General features: G+C 36.3%; 15 protein-coding genes. 8 read left to right on the forward strand and 7 right to left on the reverse strand.

Features of this window, described 5'->3' with window-relative positions; translation table 11 throughout:
• Positions 1-147: 147 nt before the first annotated feature.
• Positions 148-1,998, reverse strand: coding sequence for a UvrD-helicase domain-containing protein (locus tag CJD36_RS21870; RefSeq protein ID WP_105041343.1), 1,851 nt, complete (start codon positions 1,996-1,998; stop codon positions 148-150).
• A complete protein-coding gene (locus CJD36_RS21875; RefSeq protein WP_105041344.1) occupies positions 1,983-4,154 on the reverse strand; it encodes an AAA family ATPase in 2,172 nt (723 codons plus the stop codon). Before CJD36_RS21875 ends, CJD36_RS21870 begins: the two co-directional genes overlap by 16 nt.
• Before the next feature lie 131 nt (positions 4,155-4,285).
• Between CJD36_RS21875 and CJD36_RS21880 the strand changes: the two genes are divergently transcribed.
• Positions 4,286-5,011, forward strand: coding sequence for a lipopolysaccharide core heptose(II) kinase RfaY (locus CJD36_RS21880; RefSeq protein WP_105041345.1), 726 nt, complete (start codon positions 4,286-4,288; stop codon positions 5,009-5,011).
• 3 nt (positions 5,012-5,014) lie between these two features.
• Here the strand turns inward: CJD36_RS21880 and CJD36_RS21885 are convergent, their stop codons facing one another.
• On the reverse strand, positions 5,015-8,200 hold the full coding sequence (locus CJD36_RS21885; protein WP_105041346.1) for an Eco57I restriction-modification methylase domain-containing protein: 3,186 nt from the start codon (positions 8,198-8,200) through the stop codon (positions 5,015-5,017).
• Between the two features lie 458 nt (positions 8,201-8,658).
• Here CJD36_RS21885 and CJD36_RS23355 point away from each other — a divergent pair, with 458 nt between their 5' ends.
• From CJD36_RS23355 to CJD36_RS21915, 6 genes are all read left to right on the forward strand, one after another.
• Positions 8,659-8,814, forward strand: coding sequence for a hypothetical protein (locus CJD36_RS23355; protein ID WP_161499417.1), 156 nt, complete (start codon positions 8,659-8,661; stop codon positions 8,812-8,814).
• A gap of 41 nt (positions 8,815-8,855) precedes the next feature.
• Positions 8,856-11,012 (forward strand): AAA family ATPase, encoded by a 2,157-nt coding sequence (locus CJD36_RS23565; protein WP_205685683.1) that lies wholly within the window; start codon positions 8,856-8,858, stop codon positions 11,010-11,012.
• Complete coding sequence (locus tag CJD36_RS21900) at positions 11,005-12,318, forward strand: 5-methylcytosine restriction system specificity protein McrC (RefSeq protein WP_105041348.1); 1,314 nt, start codon at positions 11,005-11,007, stop codon at positions 12,316-12,318. The genes CJD36_RS23565 and CJD36_RS21900 overlap by 8 nt, the downstream gene beginning before the upstream one ends.
• Positions 12,319-12,403: 85 nt before the next feature.
• Positions 12,404-14,608 carry a hypothetical protein gene (locus CJD36_RS21905; RefSeq protein WP_105041349.1) on the forward strand — a complete coding sequence of 735 codons (2,205 nt, stop codon included), beginning with the start codon at positions 12,404-12,406 and terminating at the stop codon, positions 14,606-14,608.
• Between the two features lie 53 nt (positions 14,609-14,661).
• The gene (locus tag CJD36_RS21910) at positions 14,662-15,540 is read left to right on the forward strand and encodes a viperin family antiviral radical SAM protein (RefSeq protein ID WP_161499418.1); all 879 of its coding nucleotides are present in this window, start codon (positions 14,662-14,664) and stop codon (positions 15,538-15,540) included.
• Between the two features lie 32 nt (positions 15,541-15,572).
• Entirely contained in the window at positions 15,573-15,887 is a 315-nt protein-coding gene (locus tag CJD36_RS21915) for a hypothetical protein (RefSeq protein WP_205685684.1), read from the forward strand.
• Positions 15,888-15,900: 13 nt separating this feature from the next.
• Here CJD36_RS21915 and CJD36_RS21920 read toward each other — a convergent pair whose 3' ends face one another.
• The 4 genes from CJD36_RS21920 to CJD36_RS21935 form a co-directional block, all read right to left on the reverse strand.
• Entirely contained in the window at positions 15,901-17,034 is a 1,134-nt protein-coding gene (locus CJD36_RS21920) for a Wadjet anti-phage system protein JetD domain-containing protein (protein WP_105041351.1), read from the reverse strand.
• Entirely contained in the window at positions 17,031-18,713 is a 1,683-nt protein-coding gene (locus CJD36_RS21925; protein ID WP_133162756.1) for an SbcC/MukB-like Walker B domain-containing protein, read from the reverse strand. Before CJD36_RS21925 ends, CJD36_RS21920 begins: the two co-directional genes overlap by 4 nt.
• 86 nt (positions 18,714-18,799) lie before the next feature.
• Positions 18,800-19,498 (reverse strand): hypothetical protein, encoded by a 699-nt coding sequence (locus CJD36_RS21930; protein WP_105041353.1) that lies wholly within the window; start codon positions 19,496-19,498, stop codon positions 18,800-18,802.
• An 11-nt stretch (positions 19,499-19,509) separates the two neighbouring features.
• Entirely contained in the window at positions 19,510-20,232 is a 723-nt protein-coding gene (locus CJD36_RS21935; protein WP_105041354.1) for a hypothetical protein, read from the reverse strand.
• A gap of 72 nt (positions 20,233-20,304) precedes the next feature.
• On the opposite strand from CJD36_RS21935, the gene CJD36_RS21940 reads away from it, so the two are divergent.
• Positions 20,305-21,210 carry a hypothetical protein gene (locus tag CJD36_RS21940; protein ID WP_105041355.1) on the forward strand — a complete coding sequence of 302 codons (906 nt, stop codon included), beginning with the start codon at positions 20,305-20,307 and terminating at the stop codon, positions 21,208-21,210.
• Positions 21,211-21,280: the final 70 nt, after the last annotated feature.

Consider the following 21,280-nt stretch of genomic DNA (forward strand, 5'->3'; position numbering starts at 1 on the left):
CTATCAGTAGATGTCTAATGCACATTGATTTGGCACTTTTCATCTACCATGATAAGGGATTGCTATTCTTATAAATACTAGATTTCAGCTGATGAGATTATTTACGGTACTTGTAATTATCATCCAATTCTATATGATGAAAGCGATTCATATTTTAAATACATTACCATGACCGAACAAATCTTTCGCTTTTTGAATCACTTCAGATTTAGGATCATGATAAAATACTATTAGTTTTTCTTTTGCCCTTGTGCAGCAAACATAAAATATTTTTTGAGTTCGTTCTAAAACGCTTTGTGTGCCTTGGTCTAAAAATAGGTATTCAAAATTATAATCGTTCCATCTACCATTATCTAAAACTACAAATACATTGTCAAATTCTGAACCTTTAATATTGTGTTGTGTTGAAAAAGGAGTGTAGCCTTCTACGTAGTCATGTAGATTGCAGAACTCTTGATATTTGACCTTCTTTACCCGATTGAATACATATTCCTTCTCTTCAAGGAACTCAAATAAAGAATCGCTTTTAGGCCATATTTTGGAACTGTCGGCAAAATCAATAACGTCTTCAATGGAACGGTCTTTCATGCCTTTAAGGACGTTAATTGCTTCCCTTAAATCAATTTTATCTTGTATTGATGTTACCTTATAGCCATTAGCTCTTATGAATTCGTTGTACTTGCTCTGCTCATATAAAAAAATACATTCTTGGATATGAAAGAGATGTTTTATCAGACCGTCTCTCTTAGAGCCTTTCTTTCTCTCTTCTTCTTCTGTACCTTTTTTATTTCCAATAAGTTGGTCTTTGTCCAGATAAAGCCGCCTTACCTTTTCAAAAGGTAAATCTTTCAACTCATTATATAAATCAGGATAGTTTCTAAGAATAACGTCTTTTTTAAGTTCTCGCTGCCTGTTTCTGAGTGGAACTAAATCAACTATAGCATCAAAAGACTGAGTTTCATCTATCGCTAGATTATCTCTTTTGATACGGGCGATGATTTCGCTCTTTAGGCCTAAGATAGGGTCTCTATCGTAAATAGCCATTAACTCAAGGAAACCCGCTTTGGGTGCAATAAGATTATGAGTTAGATATAGTTCTTTTGTTTCCTTAGAATCCTTAAAATTCCAACCATTAAAATATTCCGTTTCCTTAATTGCTGTAAAATCAGCATTATCTGAATACAAAAATTTGATCGAACCATTCTTATTATAATTCATTGCATTTTCATCGTCAGCAGGTTTTTGCCTTATCTTATCAATCCTTAGTTTATTTGCTAAATCGATAACAACTTTAGGGTTGCGTCTATTATCTTCTTTTAATACTTCTTTTACTACTCCAGAATTGACATAACTTACGATGTTTCCTACTGTGCCGTCATAGATAGATTGCATAGAGTCACCAAAAAAACCGATGATATTTTTTTTCTTGGACTTTTGTAGATAATCTAGCAATATCCTTATGACCTCCGCTGCCGTATCTTGGTATTCATCAATAAGAATATATTGGTACTTGTCTTTTAAGATGTCCGACAATAGTGGATAGGTTGCAAACATATATTCAGACAGCGCAATTACTTCATCGTGGGAAATTATTCCATCTTTTACTTTTCGCCATTCTTTATACTCAACCGCCTTATTTTTCAAGTAATTTAAGTTAATATCTTCACCGCTTGAGTCTACAATTTTTTCTGAACTAATCAGTTCGACAAGCGACTCCTTTAAGTTTTTTTGAAATGTTTTGATATTATCCCAAAGAAAATCATGAATTGTTGATACTCTTAAATTCTCAAAACGGACTCGTGAATTAATTTCTTTAACAGCAACGTTCGTATATGTAATACACGCTACGTTTGCTTTTGGATTTAACTCAAATATTCGCTTTAGTACCTGAACTAAAGAATATGTCTTGCCGCTTCCTGCACCACCGCTCAGCAAGAAGTTTTCTCCTTTGGAAACATGGTAGAAGATTTCTTCAATTACTCCTAATTTTTCAGCCATAGCAATCCGTCTTTTATGTATCCAGGAATTTGCCAGTTTTTGAACTTTTCATCACTATGGAACAGAGTGTCCAGAGCAAAAACGGTCTTTTTATCAATGCATTCATCAGCTAAACTATAGGCATCAATTGTTGCGTCATCAAAGTACTTTCTATTTTTTAAACTTATAAAATTGTCCTTGTGCTTATTTATAAATTCCCTGTTCAAATGAATAAACGAGTCTTCAAAACTACGAGCATTATATTCTAATTCCGGCATCTGGTAGGCGATGAAAAGTTGTCCACTAGCATCTTTAGCCCATTTCCCGCCTTTCTTTTTTAAGGTTTTTATTGTAAGCCTTGAATAATCATTAAAGACCTTTAATGCGTAAAAGAAATTAAGCGCCGAATTTGTTGTTAGACTACCTTCTACAACCCTGCACTTTTCTATCAATTCCTTTTCCTTTCCGTCTTTTGTTGTTTTTACAGTTCCATCCTTTTCGGTTGCCGTTACTTTTTTGCAAGAGTCTAAGTCTGTAATTATTAATGTTTTTATACCTAAGAAATCAATGAATTTTTCGAAAACATGAGAATATGCTCCTACTTCAACAATAGAAATATTTTGAGAAAGTAATGGTATTTGTGTCATATCGGAACACTCAATATCCAGCTTTTTCATAATTGCAGGCACTAGTATTCGCTCAGTATCACCTTCGATAAATATCGCCTTATCTGCAAAGAATAACTCAGTTCTGTTAAGCGTTAAATATTGCTTTAAAAACTGATAATCCTTCGGGTCTTCAGCCGTGTATTCCTCTTGCAAATTTTTCAGGTTTTTTGCAATAACGGAATTGATGTTTTTCCGATAGAAATATTTTATATCATCAAAATCACACTCAGTAGTTATACAAGACGAATGCGTAGTAATAATTGTTTGGAGATTAAACCTAATACCATCATCCAAGCCATAACTCGCATCCGACAAAATTGATTTTATATTCTTTATGAAGACATATTGCATTTGTGGGTGCGTATGAGCTTCAGGCTCTTCAATGAATAGCAGGTTGATATCTGCCGGCACTTCATCTTTTATTTTAGTTTTCTTAAAATCATTAAGTAGTACTTCTATTTCAAAAATCATAGCAATTAGATTCATATACCCAAGGCCATTGTAATCCTCTGGCAAAGAATGTTCATCGTTATGCTTATACATTACGGTAGTATTATTGCTGAGAAGGTTTTTCTCCTCAAGAGATGAAATTATCATGAGCTTAGATTCATCCTTTTTAACTCCGCCAAATTTCCTCACCTTATTAATTACGTGCTCAAAAAGCTCACCATAAACCTTATTGAGTTTTTCATCTGTTTCACTTAATTCATTTTGAAGTTGAGCAATATTTTCTAGTTCATTTTCTGCGTTGGAAATTTTATCATAGTATTTTGATGACATTTTGGACAGGGTTTTATCGGATTCCCTTGAAAAGCCGCTTTCATTTGCAACATCTCTTTTTGCCTTTATCCTTTTGAAATTTATTATTTTTTCAATTTGAACTTTCTCTTTCTGCAAATCGATGTAATTCGTTTCATTATTAAATTCCAAAGCATACTTCTGTATCTTAAAGTAATCTCCATGATGCTTTTTTAGAAAATATATGATGTCCTTTTTGCGATGCACTTCCTCTTTTAGTTTTTTCCTGCTTTTTTCAGGTACCTTTTCTTCTTCAAATTTCTTAGCCAGATATTTATCAATAGTTGTCTTAAACGCACTAAAATCGGCCTTTAGTTTATGGAAGTGTTCTTCACTTAGTGAATATTCAAAAGAAAGAATGGCGGTCTTTACATCTGGGTCTAAGTCAAGCATTATTAAGCTTACGTTTGTTAGATTGTCGCCTTCATTATATTCAATATATAGCTTCAGATTTATACTGAAGTCTTCAAGATTAGGCTCTGCTTCTGAATCATCAATAATTTTTTTAAGCTCATGCTGGCTAACGAGGTTTAAGTCATCAAAGGTGAACTTATTGGCATTTTCAATATTAAGAAACCTTTCTAGTAATGAAAGAAAAGAAGTTTTTCCACAATTATTCTTGCCAATTACGAGAGATAAAATGTCCTCTAAATCTATCGTCATATCTTTAAGTAAACGATAGTTGCTTATTTTAATTTTCTTGATTTTCATGCCTGATGATTTGGCTGTTATTAACGCCTTTTAAACGAGTTTATTACTACAGCACGTAATGTAAAGCGTTTAAATGATATATTTACCCGTATAAACACTGTATTTTTTCTTATTTAAAAAAGGGTTTAAAAATGATTGATGAACAGATAAAATCGGGTAACAAAACATATACGGTAATCAGGTTACTTGCTGAGGAAGGAAGGCCTAACGCAAACGTATATTTATGCCAAGATGAAGCTGGACAAAAGTTTGTAGCTAAACATTTTTACGGCACTTCTCCCAGTGCGGTAGTAGGATTGAGTGTGCATAACCATTATGGAAGAAGGCGAGACGGAAGCCAAACTGTGTTTAATGAAATTCAAAAATGTCATTCGTATGATTTTATAGTAAAGCATATCGAGCGGCTGCATTTTAAAGGAAAATGGTTAATTATACTTGAGTATATAGACGGTGAAATGTTGGGCGACTTTATACGGAAGACCCTCAAAACAGACATTGAACTCGTAAAGAGATGTATTAAGAACTTAGCTGAGACTTTGAGTCAGTGGCATAACAACGGCTTTGCGCACGGCGACCCCCATCTAAACAATGCCATGGTTCAACCAAATAACAATCACTCAGTAAAGCTTATAGACTACAGCCAAATTCATCATGACGATTTCCAGTATTGTCGTGAATACGATTGTTTTGCTTCTAATAAAAACAGGAGAATAACAGAAGACTTAGAGAATGACTTTAACGGCAAAATTGGCGAGGGGTTTAGATACGAACTTCTATGCATGGATGAAGAACTAGGCTTAGACACAATGCTGACAACCTCATTTGATATTCAGTATAAAAATTCGCATCAAGTATAGTATTTACTTCTTGTCGGTTTTTCTTAAAAGTTCATATGCGGAAATATGTTGCATTAAAATATTATCACCAATGATTCGGATCTTATCAATTAATGTGTTCCTTTCTACAAATGAGTTTTCCATATGGGCTTCTTTGCAAAGCTTTGCTAGTTGAACGTGTTGAAGGTTAGATTTTTCGAAACCCGCTAAATTCATATGTTTAAAAATATCACCGACCTGAATTGAAATATTATGGCTTTCTACAAACTCTTTTACAATCGTTGAATTTAGTAAGCCACAAAGATAATATGCAGGTAATTCCTCCTTAAAATCCACAAAAAATATCTTGTGGTCTGGCACAAAAGGGCGTGAGCCAATTAGTGGTACGTTAGCCGAGCCTGCTACGGCAGAACAAAAGTTACCGGATTGCTCTGCCCATACTACCTTGAATGGTGAAAATGTATAGTCTCCAACATTATATATGGCATAATATGGCGCATTTGGCATTCTCTTTGAATACGTTGAGCGGGCTTCTAATGAAGATTTATATGCCTGAAAGTATTTTCGCAAATTTGGCTGATTTGCATCGACCTCTGCGGCAGCGGCCAGATAGTTCTCTTTTCTAATCCCTAAATTAGGCACAATAGCAAAAAGGCCATGAGTAGGATTAAAATAACATGCTTGGAAATCAGATGCACCTTTCAAAAGCGGATAAAGATTTTGTGGCTCAATCCAAAAAGTCTTAGGTTTACCTATATCTCTTTTGCCTGCATCGGGGCGTGTAGTTATTTCAACCAGTCCGTTTGCAGCATTTTGACCTGTGATTGAAAGAAAATATAGGCCATTCAAATCGGCCGTTATTCCTTTTCGCCCTTGAACCCATTTACATGGACTACTAAGAGCACGAATTACTTCAAAGCGCCCTTTGCTCAAAATAGCCCACGGACTACCATCGCCACCGACGGGTGTGGCTTCCTTCGAAACGATATCCACTCTTGCCAAAGCTTCACTTTTTGTTATGTGTGGAGGAATAGCTTTGGTGAAACCTTTAGCAGCATTCCATACTCTATATGGCACCGGATATTTAGGTGCTCCAGTTTGCTTTTTAAACACAGCCACGGCTGTTTTGTTTGCTGCATTAGGAAACGGCTTTAACGCTTTAAGATCATCAATTCTTAGAGGAACTAAACGTTGGGTAGAATTGATATTGAATTTTCTAAAACCCTCAGACGAAGGTGACTGAAAATGAGTCTGGGTTATAACAAATACTAACTTTCCACCTGGCTTAAGCCATTTGTCGGCGGCAGTATATGTTATCATTCCTGATATATCTAATTCATTTCCACCATTGTATGGCGTACTAGAAAATATTTCGTAGCCTTCACACATAGGCTTTACCCTTTCCCTATAAGCCGAAGGTAGCTTAGACCATCTAACCCATGGAGGATTCCCAATAACAACATCAAACTCGCCTGCTGTGGCAGACCAAAAGAAGTTGCGCACGATACGGAACCATATACCATTCCAATTTTTGCGGTGTAAGTTTAGTACTTGATCATATGTAATTCGAAGAGGAGAATCCCATTCTATTTGTGTGGTTGCAGTTAGGAGATTACGTTGTTGTAGAATTCGCTTACAATCATCAAATTCAATATTATCTTCCACTTGTTCACCCATAACCTGAAACACACCATCAAGTAGAATTCTATTAAATGCTAATTCAGCAGGCAAGACAATTTTTAAGTTGGCTATCTGGCTACCAATTGAATACTCGACAATATTTTCATCTATACTAGGATTTCGAGCGGGGGAATATACAGCATCAGCTAAAAGCACCGGTACTTCAAAAGAAGTCCCAGGAACTGCACGTAATAAATCGGCAACAGAGATCAGGAAATTTGTGCGTGAAGATTGGACTGCTAGAGGGTTCAAGTCAAATCCCCAAACTGTTTTAGCCAACATCTCTAACGTTTCAGCAGGGCCAAGTTCTTTTTCTTCTGCAGCTCTTCTTTTTCTTTGAATCACTTCCCATAAGAATGAGCCGGAACCACAAGTTGGGTCCAGCACACGTACACTCAACCAGTCTTTAACATCTGCACAATCAACTGTGTACTCCACTAACCAGTCTGGCGTATAAAATTCCCCTAAACTTTTACGTAAAGTTTCTGGCACAAGATTTTGATAAAAATCACGGAGTACATCTCTCGAATTTTCTAGTCTATCTGTTCTATACAAAGATAGTTGCGCAAGAATATTCCTTATTGCGTCTGCGACTTTCTTCATTCCCTTGCCCGTATAGACATCAAGGTACCAGCTAAAGATAGCTTCCTCAACAAATCCTTTTATACCTACAGCATCAAAGAAGCGACCGTGTTCAATATCTTCTTTGATTCTACGCACTAAAGTTTCGTCATCGGTCAATACAGCTAACTCTTGTGCGAATGCAGTGCCAGAAGTAAGTCCATGCGCTGCCACAATCTCTGCCGCGAGAAGTTTAATCAGTAGTGAGTTATAGGTATGAATTACAAAAAGACAGGCAGGAATCCTATCTTCCTCTTTACCGTCGAACGTAAATTTCAAGGTATTATCAATATCATATAGCTGCTCCTTTGATAAATCAGCCACTTGGCCATAAAGAGTTCTCCACTCTTCAAACAGCATTTGTATTTTGTGATGTTCTTCACTGTTTATTGCTTCGGATAAAGCATCGGAAAGGGCTTGCATCATTTGAACGCCACGCAATGACGAATGACCAAAGTCTACTATTAGTGTATCAGCAGTAACAGCTCTTCTTTTCGAAGAATTACAAGCCTCAATAACCATATTAAAAGTTATTGGTGAAATTGGCAGAAGATGCTGTGAAATTATTTCTCCGTCAATAACCTGGGCGAAGCATAAATGGGCGTTGTCAATCGCAATTCCAATATAATCGCTTTCGTGAATTTTCTCTAGATGTGCAGCTTTTAAAATATATGGCAGAAGTCTGTGATTCATTGCTTCAATAAATGAAACACTTGTCTTATTTTTAAATTTCCCCGGCCCTTTGAACTCTATTATTACATTATTATAAGAAAGGTCTCGTTTACTTTGCTCTGCATCAAATTCTATACCAGTCGCCTTCTCTAACGCACTGACCCAAGCAATACGAACCTCTTCTTCATTTTTGCATTTCGCGAGCCTAGTAATAAGAGTTTGAAAGACATTCTGCATAACTCAACGTAGTATTAATAATTAATATATTATTATTGAAAAAACCTCCAAATATTGGCAAAGGTGCAACTTAATTACTTAACAATGACGATACCTAAAACATAAAATCGCCTAAAAATATTCGATTTAAAGAGGAATATTTAAAAATATTTATTACTTTATATTACCCAGAAAGCCGAGTATGCACCTTAATTTTACCGGCAACTTTGAAATATAGTTTTAATGTTACACGCTTTGCTGACTTATCAATTGTTTTCCTATGAATAACGGCGACATTTCATATATACTGCATTCACAGCCTTCCTTTCAAATGCTTAGGTTGCACAATGCAAAATGGGTTTTGCCTCACCTTAAAAATGATGACATTGAAGAATTAGATGTCAATTGGATTCAGCGTCGCACATTGCCTTACGAAGAATGCGTAATGTTGATACTATTATGAGAAATTATGGCAGAATTTGAAAAAGGCGAAGATACAATTAGAAATTGATGGATATTCAAATGATGTTAACGACAAAGATGCAAGAGATTTTGAAAACCGCTGTCGAGTCTTCTTTGGTCCCAGGGTTAAGAAAGATATTGATTTTAGAGGCGCAAAAACATATTTTGCTTGAATCGGTCCCGGCTTAAGTAACTATTTTAAATTACCAAAATAATGGAAATTAAACGGATAATAGAATTGATTGACTTTGTTAGTTTAATATCTATAACCGAAGAAGATGTAACAACTCACGAGGAGAGGGAGTTAGGCGAATATAACGTGATAGTGACTTACCGATATTTGGATAAGTCCTATACAACAAAAAAGCTTCATTACAAAGAGATTCACATGCAGGAAGATGTCGATGATGAAGAGAGTACCACGGATTTTTTAGGTCACCCGGTGTACTGGTTGGATATTGAGAAGCATCTTTGGCCTAAGAAAATAGGAGAGGCGTCACTTGAAAAGATTGTAATACCGGACATGATAAATGTGGGTGATACTGAATTCGAAAGCTTTCTAAAGTTACTTGCTAACGATAAGAACACTGGTAAAATTCAACAATTCACTGCAGAGGGGAAGTCATCAATGTTCGGCCGTAATCTCGAAACAAACAATCATTGGCATGACTTAGTTCTTTTGATTCAAGCAATAATTAACAGGGATGGCGATGAGCCGCCAAAAGAATATTTCAAGAGACTTGTATTTCAATGGAATCAGGATGGAAGTGGCAGAGTGTCATTGAAGAGAACTAATGGCAGATGGGCAATAATTGAAAATTTAATAAAGAACATAAAAAAGGTTCAAATGGAAATTACCAAATCAGAGATATTGAAACTACTTGCTGACAAAAAACAAATAATATTACAAGGCCCTCCAGGCACGGGCAAAACGCGAAAGGCGAAGGAAATTGCAATTGACCTAACAATATCAAGGCTACCGATAAAAATTGATACAGCCAAAATTCGCGAACTACTCATATCTGACCTGGAATTGACAACCATTAAAGAGGGTTATAGCTTTAGAGTCTTGCGACTGGATGATAGTATTAGAATAAAACTGTTGAGCACCGATACACAATATCCAGTATCGTATCAGCGGGTTATTGATTGCCTTGCTAATAATGATTTAGAAAAAGATGACCAAACCTCATACAATGCAAATGTGGGTCCCTATATTCTATCAATAGCCAAATATATTCGGGAACAACTATCAAAATCTCAAAGAAAACTAATTCAGTTTCATCCGGCGTATTCTTATGAAGATTTCGTAAGAGGTATTTCAGCAAAATCAACTGATGACGGAATTGAATACAAAACGGAAAATAGGATTTTGGGAGATTTTGCTGATACCGCATTAACCAATCTCGAAGACAGCCAAAAAACGACTGACGTTATTTCAAAGGAAAATTGGCTATTAAACGAAATCCAAGATTTCTGTAAAAATGTTGTGCAAAAAGAAATTGATACCAACGAGAAGTACCCATTAAATGATAGCGTTTCTATTTTTGATATTGACGAAGATGCTTTCCGGTATAGTGGTAATAATAAAATAACGGGAGACAAATGGCAGGTAGGTCATATGCAAAGAATGAAATTTAGGGATATAATCCTTGAATATTTAGCAGATGTTCAAACTAGAAAGGATATTAAGGTTGTACCTGGGATATCAGGTAGGGCAAAGGAACATTGCACTTATGATATGTTGCTGCTTCAGAAATTTAAGACCTATTTGAACGGGCGGATACCACCGGCTGCCGCAACAGATCAGAAAGTTGCGAAAGTCAACTATGTACTAATAATTGATGAGATCAACCGGGCAAATATACCAGCGGTATTAGGTGAACTTATCTATGCGTTAGAATACAGAAATGAATCGGTAGAAAGCATGTACGAAATTGACGGAGAAAGAAATATTATATTGCCGGAGAACTTGTACATCATCGGCACTATGAACACCGCCGATAGAAGCGTTGGGCATATTGATTACGCTATTCGAAGGAGGTTCGCCTTCGTTGATATTACTCCTGATTTTGAAGTAGTAAAATCTATTGGCAGTGATAAAGCCCAGACATTGTTTAAAGAGGTTGCCAAGTTATTTTATAAAGATTTTCCAGTCGCAGATCCAAAAGACCTAATAAGAAATGAATTTTTGGCATCAGATTTCAAGCCAGAGGATGTTATGATAGGGCATAGTTATTTTTTAGAAAAAGATGAAGCAAAGCTAAAAAACAGGTTGAAGTATGAGATAAAGCCGATCCTGAAGGAATATGTCAAGGACGGAATATTAAATAACAATGCGGAAGCAGCAATTGGGAAATTAAGTGTCTGATACCTTTGTTTTGATACCGCTTTTTGAACATCACGATCACAACAATGGTCATGATGCAAGTAAGCACTTACCAAATGGCTGCTTGCCAATAAAATTCAAAGAAAGAAATAAAGAGCCATACTGCATCGATTGCAAAGAGGCTGACAGCAAAAGGAAATTGCACTCAGCATATTTTGTCGGAACTGACTGGCTAATTGAAAAGGAAGTTGCAGTCTACGTGGAACCTAAATTAAACAAGGATGAGGTTCAGATAGATATTTTGAAGATGCTGTTAGATAGTATATCAAACCCGGATACCGGGAATTACGTGCATGAAATATTTGAGGTAAAACCAGATAAACCATTTATCACGCTTCCGCATCATCAGGATTTCATTACACCGTTGCTGATGCTTCATTTTCTCAATGTTGTAAAAACAATAGTACGAAAAGGGCTAAAAAAGAGCTACTATACTGTAACAGAAAATCTTTACTCTAAGATAAAAGGCAAAGTACTGGTATCCGAAACAATTAAGAAGAATTTGGTAAAAAACAAAAAATTGTATACTCAATGCCAGTATAGTGAGTTTGGAGTGAATGGAACAGAAAACAGAGTTCTCAAAAAGGTTTTGGGATTTGTTCAGCGTTACCTGGATAATTACAAAGTTGATACTAATTCTAAGGGGCCTTTTCAAACATTCCTTCTAAATGCATACAATTATATTTCACCAGCATTTCAGAATGTTTCTGATAAAGTGGAACTTAACGACGTAAGACACCATAAATTCAATCCATTCTTTAAGGAATATAAGGAAGGTATTGAACTTGCCCAGCTAATCCTAAAACGGTATGGGTACAATCTAAACAACATCAAGAAAGAAGAAGAAGTTAAAGTGCCGCCGTTTTGGATAGATATGACAAAGCTTTTCGAGCTTTTTGTTTTGGCACAACTCAAGATGAAGTACGGTAATGAAGTTCTGTATCAGTTCAAAGCAAAGTATGGCTGGGTTGACTACCTCATCTTGAGAGACAATATGAAAATGGTTGTTGATGCAAAATACAAACCACAATGGGTGGACAGTTACGAATCTGATGATATTAGGCAGGTCAGCGGGTATGCTCGTGATGTGAATGTTGCCGATAAACTTGGTATAAAGGTAGAAGACAGGAGTAAAGTTGTTCCAAATTGCTTAATCATATATTCAGATCAGAAGAAAGGTCATCTTGACTTTAGTATTGTCGGCGATAATGAGTTTGAAGAAATTGAGGAATTTGTGGGGTTCTATAAGATTGGTGTGAAATTGCCGGAGGTCAAAACTGGTTTGTAAAAATATTATTTAGCATCAAAAAAAATGGCATAGATTTGCAACACTCGTTTAAAGGCATAACCCAATTGGTTAATCGAAAGCCAAAATGAGCAACAATAGAATTAAAAAACCGAAAATTTCGCCGGAGTCTATTCAGAAGCAATTGCTAGCAGACTCTGTGTCTTTTATTGACCAGGTAATCAAATCGAGGGTATATCTTACCCCTCAATCCGATGCGGCCAAGTTTTGGTACAATTTCAAATCCGTAGTTAACACCGAAAATTTTTTCCCTGACGAAGTGACCTATGGGTACTGTGCTTTTATCAGCAAGATGAATCTTTTCTTTGATCTCTATTCGCTGTATCAGGAAAATCTAAAAAGCCAACTTGAATCACTCAAGTCGCTCAATCCGGCAACAAGCGTACTGATAAAAACGCTTACACTGGTAGTCGAAATCGGCGATGTATTTGAGAAACCGGACATCACACCTGGATACTCATTTAAGTCGCTCAAAACAATGAAACGGATTTTAAGAGAGTTTGAAGCAAAGAAAAGCGAGCATCCGGAATCCGGTTATTCGGTAGAATTGTATAATTGTGTAAAACAGCTCTTCGGTTTAAAAATAGATTTGGAAACCCTTCTTGATTTTATAAGTGCCTACGAAACAGGACACTTCGATTTAGTTCAGCTCGCTGGGCAGCAAGGCTATGAATTGATCCCATACGCGGATGTACCAGATGGGAGTAATCAATACATTTTGGAAAGACTTAAAACCGAGATCAAACAATCTTATAAAAAGCAGGAGGCACAAGACGGTATTTCAGGTGAGGATCATTTTAAATCCATTGATCCGGTATTGAATACCGACAAAGGTTTTGCGGCAATTGCCGTAAGCGGGGCCACGTTGGTAAACAAACCCGAAGGTACAACAGAACTAAAAATGGATGAAAGTATCTTTGATAAAATGAACTCTAGTAATCAGCAAGTTCAGCAGCGAGGATTTACAGAATCATTGCTCGCATTCAGGGAGCAACACTTCCATTACAATTACAGGCACGCAATGGCAGAAGCTTACTATCCGAACGATATTCTGGATATACATGACTATGCGCTCAAAACAAATAATGAGATTGTAATTAGTTTGTATGACGTTTTTTGCGTCACGTCATGTTTGGTGGCAATGGCTGATAATTATCGGTATTTTTCTCTCTTCCCAGGTAAGAAGGGCGTTCAGGATGCTATTCCGGCGGTTATTGAATCTATAAAATCAGTTCATCCAGATATTGAACAGGAGGTACTTCAAAAAGAGGTAATCACTTCAATCGTCACGCATTTTGAGATAATTGAGAATCAGTGCAACCCATTTGTTTTATTGACAAAAAATGAAATCATTACTCAGCTACGCACAATTACAGAACTGAACAAAAAAGCCGATGATGAGCTGTTATTTCTTTTAGATACAATTTGTGCTATTGAAAACTCTTTCGCATACAATCCGCTTTACAAATTAGGCAACAAGTACATTTTTCTGTATAAAGCCTGTGTCGATCTCAATTTCAATCGGATGGTTTATGATTATTTCATTAGCGATAATTTGTTTACGCCAGGAACCAAAAGCAACGCAAAAGACCCTTCAAAAAGCAATGATAAACTTCGGGAAGAAGAGTTTTGTAAAGGAATAAGCAACTGCCTAAAAAACCTGACAAGACATGTTATCGCAAATCAAGTTTATCCCCAAATTGAAGATCAGGCAGTGATAATTCAAGGCGGAGAATTTGATGTACTTGCCTATTTCGAAAAAGAAAATCTGATTCTTGCAATACAGGTTAAACTGAGTAATACAGTCAAAAAAAATGAAAATGCAAAGGCGGCATGGGTTGATGCCCATGTCTACGGAAAAGCAGCTGAACAGATTCAGAAAGATCGGGTGTTTTTATCAAGCAAATCAGGATTAGAATTTGCCAGCAAAAAATTGAACCTGAAAAAGGCACCAAAAAATCCTCAAATCTTTCACTTGGTAATAACAGACAATTTCCTTGCGGATCATAGAATTGTTTGTCTCAGCGATAAATCTGCAAGGGCAATATGTATCAGTTTCTTTGAATTTTACAACCTATTATTCAATATTAGGGTTCATAATAGTCAGAAGTCTTGGGATAACGTGATAGCTAATGGTTCAATTAACTACTTTCTGAACATAATTGAACAAAACGAATTTTGGAGGTTCCTTGAAGATATTTCTGGTGAGTATAAAATTGCTGAGAAATTAATGCTAATCAACAGACAAAATACGATCATGATGAGAGTATAAAAGATGACATATTTAGAATACCGATGCGGTAACCGTTTCTAAACATGTCGATAATGAATCAACAGCTAATTCCTTCAGTTAACTACCATTTATGGGAACCTTGCAATATGCGCTGCAAGTTTTGTTTCGCCACTTTTCAGGATGTAAAACACAGCATTCTACCAAAGGGTCACCTACCTAAAGAACAGGCTATAGAAGTTATCCTGCAACTAGCCGAGATCGGTTTCGAGAAAATCACATTTGCAGGTGGCGAGCCAACCCTATGTCCCTGGCTGCCTGAATTAATTGCAACAGCAAAAGAGGCCGGTATGACGACTATGATTGTTACTAACGGTAGCAAGGTATCAGATACTTTTCTTGAAGCAAATAAACACACGCTAGACTGGATTGCAGTAAGTATCGATAGCTTGAATGCCGATACCAATATTTCAACAGGAAGAGCTATTGCAGGCAATACACCACTAACCCTTGATTACTACGCTTCGCTTGTAGATAGAATAAAGCAACATGGTTATGGGCTGAAGATAAATACTGTGGTAAGCAGTAAAAACTATAATGAGCATATGAATGAGTTTATCCGGTATGCAAAGCCGAAACGCTGGAAACTACTTCAGGTATTACCCATAGCCGGACAGAACGATTTAAAAATCAATGAGTTTAAAATTTCAGATGAACAATTCCGGTTGTTCCTCGAAAACCACAATAATCTATATGATATTACAAGCATTGTTCCCGAATCTAATAGTCAGATGAAAGGCTCTTATGCGATGGTTGACCCGGCGGGCCGGTTTTATGATAACACAACGGGCAAGCATAATTACAGTAGTTCTATTATAGAAATCGGTAGCCAACTAGCTATTCAGCAGGTGAATTACGACTTCTCAAAGTTTGTTTCAAGAGGTGGTATATACAACTGGACGATGGCCATATAAGAAAATGGTTAAACCCAAATCATGTTTAGAACTTGGGGTGGAAGGAGCTATTCAAAATAGCAGCTAAGGAAAGAAAACTTGCCCGGTTTCCTTGTGACTTAGTTCCTTTTTGGCATACAGAATCTATTAGTGATATTAAAATTGAACGTTTTGTTCTCCTTTATCCCTTCAGCAAGGACATCGATAAATACAGCAACTTAATTAAGATCCTTACGTTCTACAGGTTAACCTTCGGCCAGCCAAGACAATCTGAGCTTATAGAAGCATTACATGAGTATGGTTTTGAAGATGATGCTATCCGGAAATTGGATGACCTAATTATCAATTTAAGTCCTATAAGATTTTAGCAAAAGAACTACATTATCCCTCTAATTTCCTGTAAATAAACTGCTGTGAAATCCTTTCCTGTTCTAATCTGCGATTATTTGTAAGCAGGAATTCATACATCTCTCGTTCACTGGGCATGAGAAGCGGCAGCTCTTTTCTTTTTGAATTATTTGTTACCGCAAAATTTCGAAAATTGAAATAAGTATCTTCATCCATTAACAAGCTCTCCGCTATTGGATAATGCTGTCTAATCATGTTCAACATTTCAAAGCCCGCAGTATCCAAATCGAACCAGCAAATCAGCCTTGTATTTTCGAGCCACGGCAAATGCTTACTCAATCTGCTTTTGAAGCCAGAACCAAATATTGCAACAGAATTTTTTACCTTCGGAAAGGTCAAATAACATACCTGATTTTCTATTATAAAGACTTTCTCGGGCAACCATCGTAACCATGCCGCATCCTCAAGAGTAAGTGAACACTCATCATAGCCAAGCGAGGATTTTAACTCCTCGTCAAGGATTCTTATTTGTGTGTATATATTCGCTTTCTTAAGGCCATATCTTGTCGCAAAGTCGGTTGCTCTCCTGTTTACCTGTTCATCCGGAAGCAAACGATCGAGAAGCTTTGTCAGCAAACCGGAACTTTGCTCTATAAACTTCGAATGTACCTCGATCGGCAGTTCACGAATATAATAGTTGTATGGCGAAGAATGCGCCACGAAATACTTGCAAACTTTTATTAGGTCATCCCATACTTCAAAAAATTCAAGTAAAATTGAAGGATTGTCGTTAACCCATCCTTCAATGTTGGGAAACTCGGCAACGATTCTCTCTTTAGCATCTATGATTTTTTTGTAGTCTCCCTCTTTGTCAATAAAAAATAGAAAGTCATCAAGATTGTCAAAATAAATTTTGGAAGGAACACTTTGCACACTTCCATTAATCTTTTTTTCCTTCCAAATAACTGTGTAGCCCTTCGGCTTTACCTGCTTCGACTGTTGAAATAATGGCAATAGATCATTTTTCCAATCGCTATAATTATTGCCAGTAATCTGTTTATTGCTCGGTATTACCCAGGGAAAGAGACTTTCGCTACGTAACTGCGAGGATACAATCTTGAAAAAGGATTTCTCTGCTTTTTGACGTATTTCTTTTGGTGTTATCATTCAATATTTTCGGCTAATTGTTGAAACTCAGCTTTCTTCTCGTAGTATTCGTCCATTGTAAGATTGTAAACGATGGAGTTGCTCTTGTTTTTTATTTCGACAAAGTGAACAGCATTAATGAAGGGTTCCGCAATATTTATCTTATCAAGAGGAGTAACAATCAATATTTGCAGATTTAGCTGTGCACAAAACTCCATTAAAAACTGACTTTTTTCTGGGTCAAGCTTACTAAATGCCTCATCAACTGTGATAAAACGCAGACTCTTATGCTGTTTGCCCGGCTGAAAAACACCAAATTGATGTGCAATTGCGGCACCTAAAATAGCATAGGTGAATTGTGCTTTTTGTCCGCCGGAATAGCTCGCCGTATTGTCGTGAAATTGTCCCGGTTTATGTTCATTAACAGAAAACTCCCTTGCACTGAAAGTAAGCCAATTCCTTACATCGGTAACCTTTTTTCTCCATGCTTCCTCCTGTTGTAAGTCGGTAATCAATGCCTTTATTTTATGAAATACACCTTCTCTATACGTATCGTCTTTTTGAGTTGCAAATTCCAATGCATTTGGAATGGTAGCACTTAGCTGCTCTTTAAACAGCTTTATTTCTTGCTCCTTAGTTGTCCTGCATTCAAGTTGCAAATAAGTATCCGGATGCTTGTTAAATGTTATCTTTCTCAACGGTATGTTCAGCTCTTCTATTACCTCTTTTATTTTGTCCTCTTCATTTATAAGCCAAGTTCTAAAGTTGGTAAGAGCATCCAGCATACTTTTATCCATGTATTCCTTGAAGCGTCGCTTGTGTTCTACTAACCTTTGGTTTTTGATTGCCTTATGTAAATCTTCCAATTCTTCGAGGCTTTTCAAGTTTGCCTCAATATTCATTACATCCCCACTCCAGTCAGGAAACTCCCTTAATATTTTAGCGTCTGGGTGAATGAATGCATTAATATAGCCTATGGTATCAAACTCCTTATTGGAAACAGTCTGTGATAAATTCCCCTGCTTTATTCGTAGTGAGGCAGCTACTTCCTTTTTAAAGATTTCTAACTGGTCAAAATTGTTAGGGTTTGCGCTCCTTATTTTTTCATCACTGACATATTTTCCTATACTCAAAACGCCCTCCTCTTTCAGCCCATCATACTGTATGTTTAGCTTTCGTTTATTTTTTTCGTCTAGCTCACGTTTACTGCTTTTTAGGCTACTTGCGACATCCTCCTTTTTTTCACGTTTAATTTTTAATTCTTGATTTACAGAATCAAGTTGCAGACAGATGGTCTCATATTTATCTGATGATTTCTTTAGTTCTTCGATCTGCGCAGTAAGTGTCTGAATTTTCTCAGCATGTTGTTGCCAGTAAATCTCGTTGTACGATTTGACATTTGATATTAAAACAACAACCGTTTTCCGTTCCTCAATAGATTTTATAGTCGGAGCAATATTTTCAAGCTTTCGGGACAATTGGTTACAAGTACCTTCCAACTTGTACTTTTCATCCTGCAGGAATTTTATTGATTCTTTATTATCCCAACCTAATCTGTATTTTGATTTATTCCAATTTCCAGGACGATCATCCTTTTCGTGCCTGCTTACATTCCTTAGCAACCCGTTCGATGTAACTGCTTTGGATGAATTATAGAATACATCAAGATCATCGGTACAATGATAATTGAACCTTTCCAAGAGATGTATTTCAAGCCACTTTCTATACGCGCTGTCCTTTAATTCAATTTTATTTATCAGTGCTTGTGATTCATTCGGCCAACGGACTATTGTGTCAAATGAGCGTCTGTCAATTTTTTCGTACACCAACTTTGTACCGAGATCATTCGAATGGGCGAAGTGGTTTGCCAACTTGCTAAAACGCTTTTTGCGTCCTTTGGTTTTGTTATGTACTTGTAATCTATTTGGCCCTTGTCGTGCAAATTCTTATCAATGCTCTTAAAATTCTTCGCACTGGTTTCGAGTTCGCCCATTTGGTGTACAAATATGTTTCTCACTTTGTAGGCTAAATTCAATTTTTCCCAGAGTGTATTTAGTTTACTAAAATCCACACCCGCACTATTTTTTAGATAAGTCTTACACGCTTCTAACTCTGATCCTTTCAGGTCTGATACTTTATATTTTGCGTCTGTAATTCGTGAATGCAGGTCGCAAATTTCCGTTAACTGGTAAAGTGCGAATGACATTATTTGGTTAAAGGCAGATATTCTAAAATGGTTTGGAAATACCCGTGCCGTTTCATTGTACCTATCACTATAAACATCGGCAAGGTTGTACAATGCTTCTTCGTTTCCTTTGTATTGTTTCTCCAATTTCGAGTATTCTTTATCAATATCCTTTGTGGCTTTCTCAAAAGACTTTTCTACACCTTCATTGAAGTTTCTTAGCTCACTAATCAGAAACCTTATTTGTTGAAGTTTAATTGTCGAGTAGTTAAGTGGCATAATATTTAGTTTGTCATTCATTACAAATGCGTTTACCTTGTGTGTTCCTCAATAGTCTGTTTTACTTTACTTAAACAATACTGCAATTTCTTATCAATGTCTTTTCCATGACACTGCCTATATGGTTTTAAGCTTCTACAATAACAATTACTGGTAGGCTTATTTCCTAAAAGATAAAACACCTCGATAGCGCCACTGGTAATGTCACATTCAGTAATTGCATCGTTTGCACATTTTGGAAGTACAACTACTTCAACATCTTTTCGCTCACCATATTCATACAGTTTACAAATTGCGTAACGTATTTTGATAAAGTCGTCAATCAATGGATTGCCAGAAATATTCAGTGCAACGTTTGATATACTAACACCCTTATAAACTCGGTTGTTATCCGGCACAAACATTATTTTATCATAGCGTTGCTCTCTGGGAGTAACACAAACTAATTCCCCTTCGTTATCCTCCCAAACGGAGTGGTGTTCTGCTTCGCACAGATACTGTGATTGCCAGATAGCCCAGCCATAATGTATTTTACCGCCATCACGCTTCATTTTTTCTTCAACGTTATAATAGCACGACTTTGTTTTAGCCTCTGGTTCTACCCGCACTGGTATAATCTCTGGGTCAAACTCTACATTGAGCTGGTTCAATAATTTTTCAATGTGGTTATTGGTTGTCTTTGGACTTGTGGCAGTTTTTTTATGAAATGGCAGTTTCTGTATTTCGTCATACTGCCGTCTTTGTTCTGGTGTCATTGTACTAAATTACCGCTTTAACCGATTATCTACCAGGGCTTTCTTTTTCTATATTTGATAAACTTTTTCATAATGGACGACATATTTAGTGTTGTATTGAACCGCATTCATAGTCATGTACTACCTAAGATCAAGGACTTACAGGTGATGAATGAATACACCTTTGAAGAAGAAGTAACACCGTTTGAATACGGTAATAGGATTGAAGCGTACTTTTTATTTCATATCTACTTACGAAATTTCAGTTTAGCAATAAACAGGTTTGACACAAGAACAAAATGTATAAACAATGAACTGTCTAAGATAAATGCAACGGTTAATGGAATACCGCTATCAAAACGTAAAGATGTAAAGTTTGACCCTGATATGCGGTTTCCGTACTCTTACAATGAACTATTAGAAAATAAAAAAATTGCAGCAAACTGGCTTTTCCCCTTATGGTCGGCTATCAGAGAAATGCAGTTGCTCAAAAAAGACATAAACATACTTCTTGTTGATTTTGACAAACTACTCAATGATGGTTTATTTGAAAAGATACTAAGGGAACACTACGATGGTATCAATTACGATAAAAAATTAGGATGGCATTTTCTGTTAACGAATTACAAATTTGTCGGTAAAAGAAGGTGTCTCTTAAAACCTAAATTCATTGCTACTTTTCCGGACGTTATCATTGACGACACAATCATTGATATAAAAACAAACACAGGTTTTACAGACTTGAAAGACCAGTGTGCGCAACTACTACACCAGTTCATAGATTTTTATGCGTTCAGGAATTTTAGTAATGTGATCTATAATAACGATACCATATCAGATTATGACAGAAAGAAAATACTGTTACCAGTAAGAAAGATATGCCTGTACTACTATCGTTACAATAAATTCTTCACGATTGATTTAAAGAAGTTACTAAGCGAAGAAGAATTTAACCAACTAATAGCGGTTAAAAAAGATTACAGTAGAATAATGTTCTAATTGGGCTAACAATAACCTATACATGCTATCACCAATGATTCCATATTCAACTATATTTTATCTACTGCAA

This window comes from Flavipsychrobacter stenotrophus (assembly GCF_002954265.1).
Classification (GTDB): domain Bacteria; phylum Bacteroidota; class Bacteroidia; order Chitinophagales; family Chitinophagaceae; genus Flavipsychrobacter; species Flavipsychrobacter stenotrophus.

What these genes read in the sequence shown, in the direction of transcription:
- CJD36_RS21870 (WP_105041343.1), bottom strand. Translation starts at nt 1,998, where the DNA reads ATGGCTGAAAAATTAGGAGTAATTGAAGAAATCTTCTACCATGTTTCC.
- CJD36_RS21930 (WP_105041353.1), bottom strand. Translation starts at nt 19,498, where the DNA reads ATGAATGACAAACTAAATATTATGCCACTTAACTACTCGACAATTAAA.
- CJD36_RS21920 (WP_105041351.1), bottom strand. Translation starts at nt 17,034, where the DNA reads ATGATAACACCAAAAGAAATACGTCAAAAAGCAGAGAAATCCTTTTTC.
- CJD36_RS21940 (WP_105041355.1), top strand. Translation starts at nt 20,305, where the DNA reads ATGGACGACATATTTAGTGTTGTATTGAACCGCATTCATAGTCATGTA.
- CJD36_RS21905 (WP_105041349.1), top strand. Translation starts at nt 12,404, where the DNA reads ATGAGCAACAATAGAATTAAAAAACCGAAAATTTCGCCGGAGTCTATT.
- CJD36_RS21885 (WP_105041346.1), bottom strand. Translation starts at nt 8,200, where the DNA reads ATGCAGAATGTCTTTCAAACTCTTATTACTAGGCTCGCGAAATGCAAA.
- CJD36_RS23565 (WP_205685683.1), top strand. Translation starts at nt 8,856, where the DNA reads ATGGAAATTAAACGGATAATAGAATTGATTGACTTTGTTAGTTTAATA.
- CJD36_RS21880 (WP_105041345.1), top strand. Translation starts at nt 4,286, where the DNA reads ATGATTGATGAACAGATAAAATCGGGTAACAAAACATATACGGTAATC.
- CJD36_RS21935 (WP_105041354.1), bottom strand. Translation starts at nt 20,232, where the DNA reads ATGACACCAGAACAAAGACGGCAGTATGACGAAATACAGAAACTGCCA.
- CJD36_RS21875 (WP_105041344.1), bottom strand. Translation starts at nt 4,154, where the DNA reads ATGAAAATCAAGAAAATTAAAATAAGCAACTATCGTTTACTTAAAGAT.
- CJD36_RS21910 (WP_161499418.1), top strand. Translation starts at nt 14,662, where the DNA reads ATGAATCAACAGCTAATTCCTTCAGTTAACTACCATTTATGGGAACCT.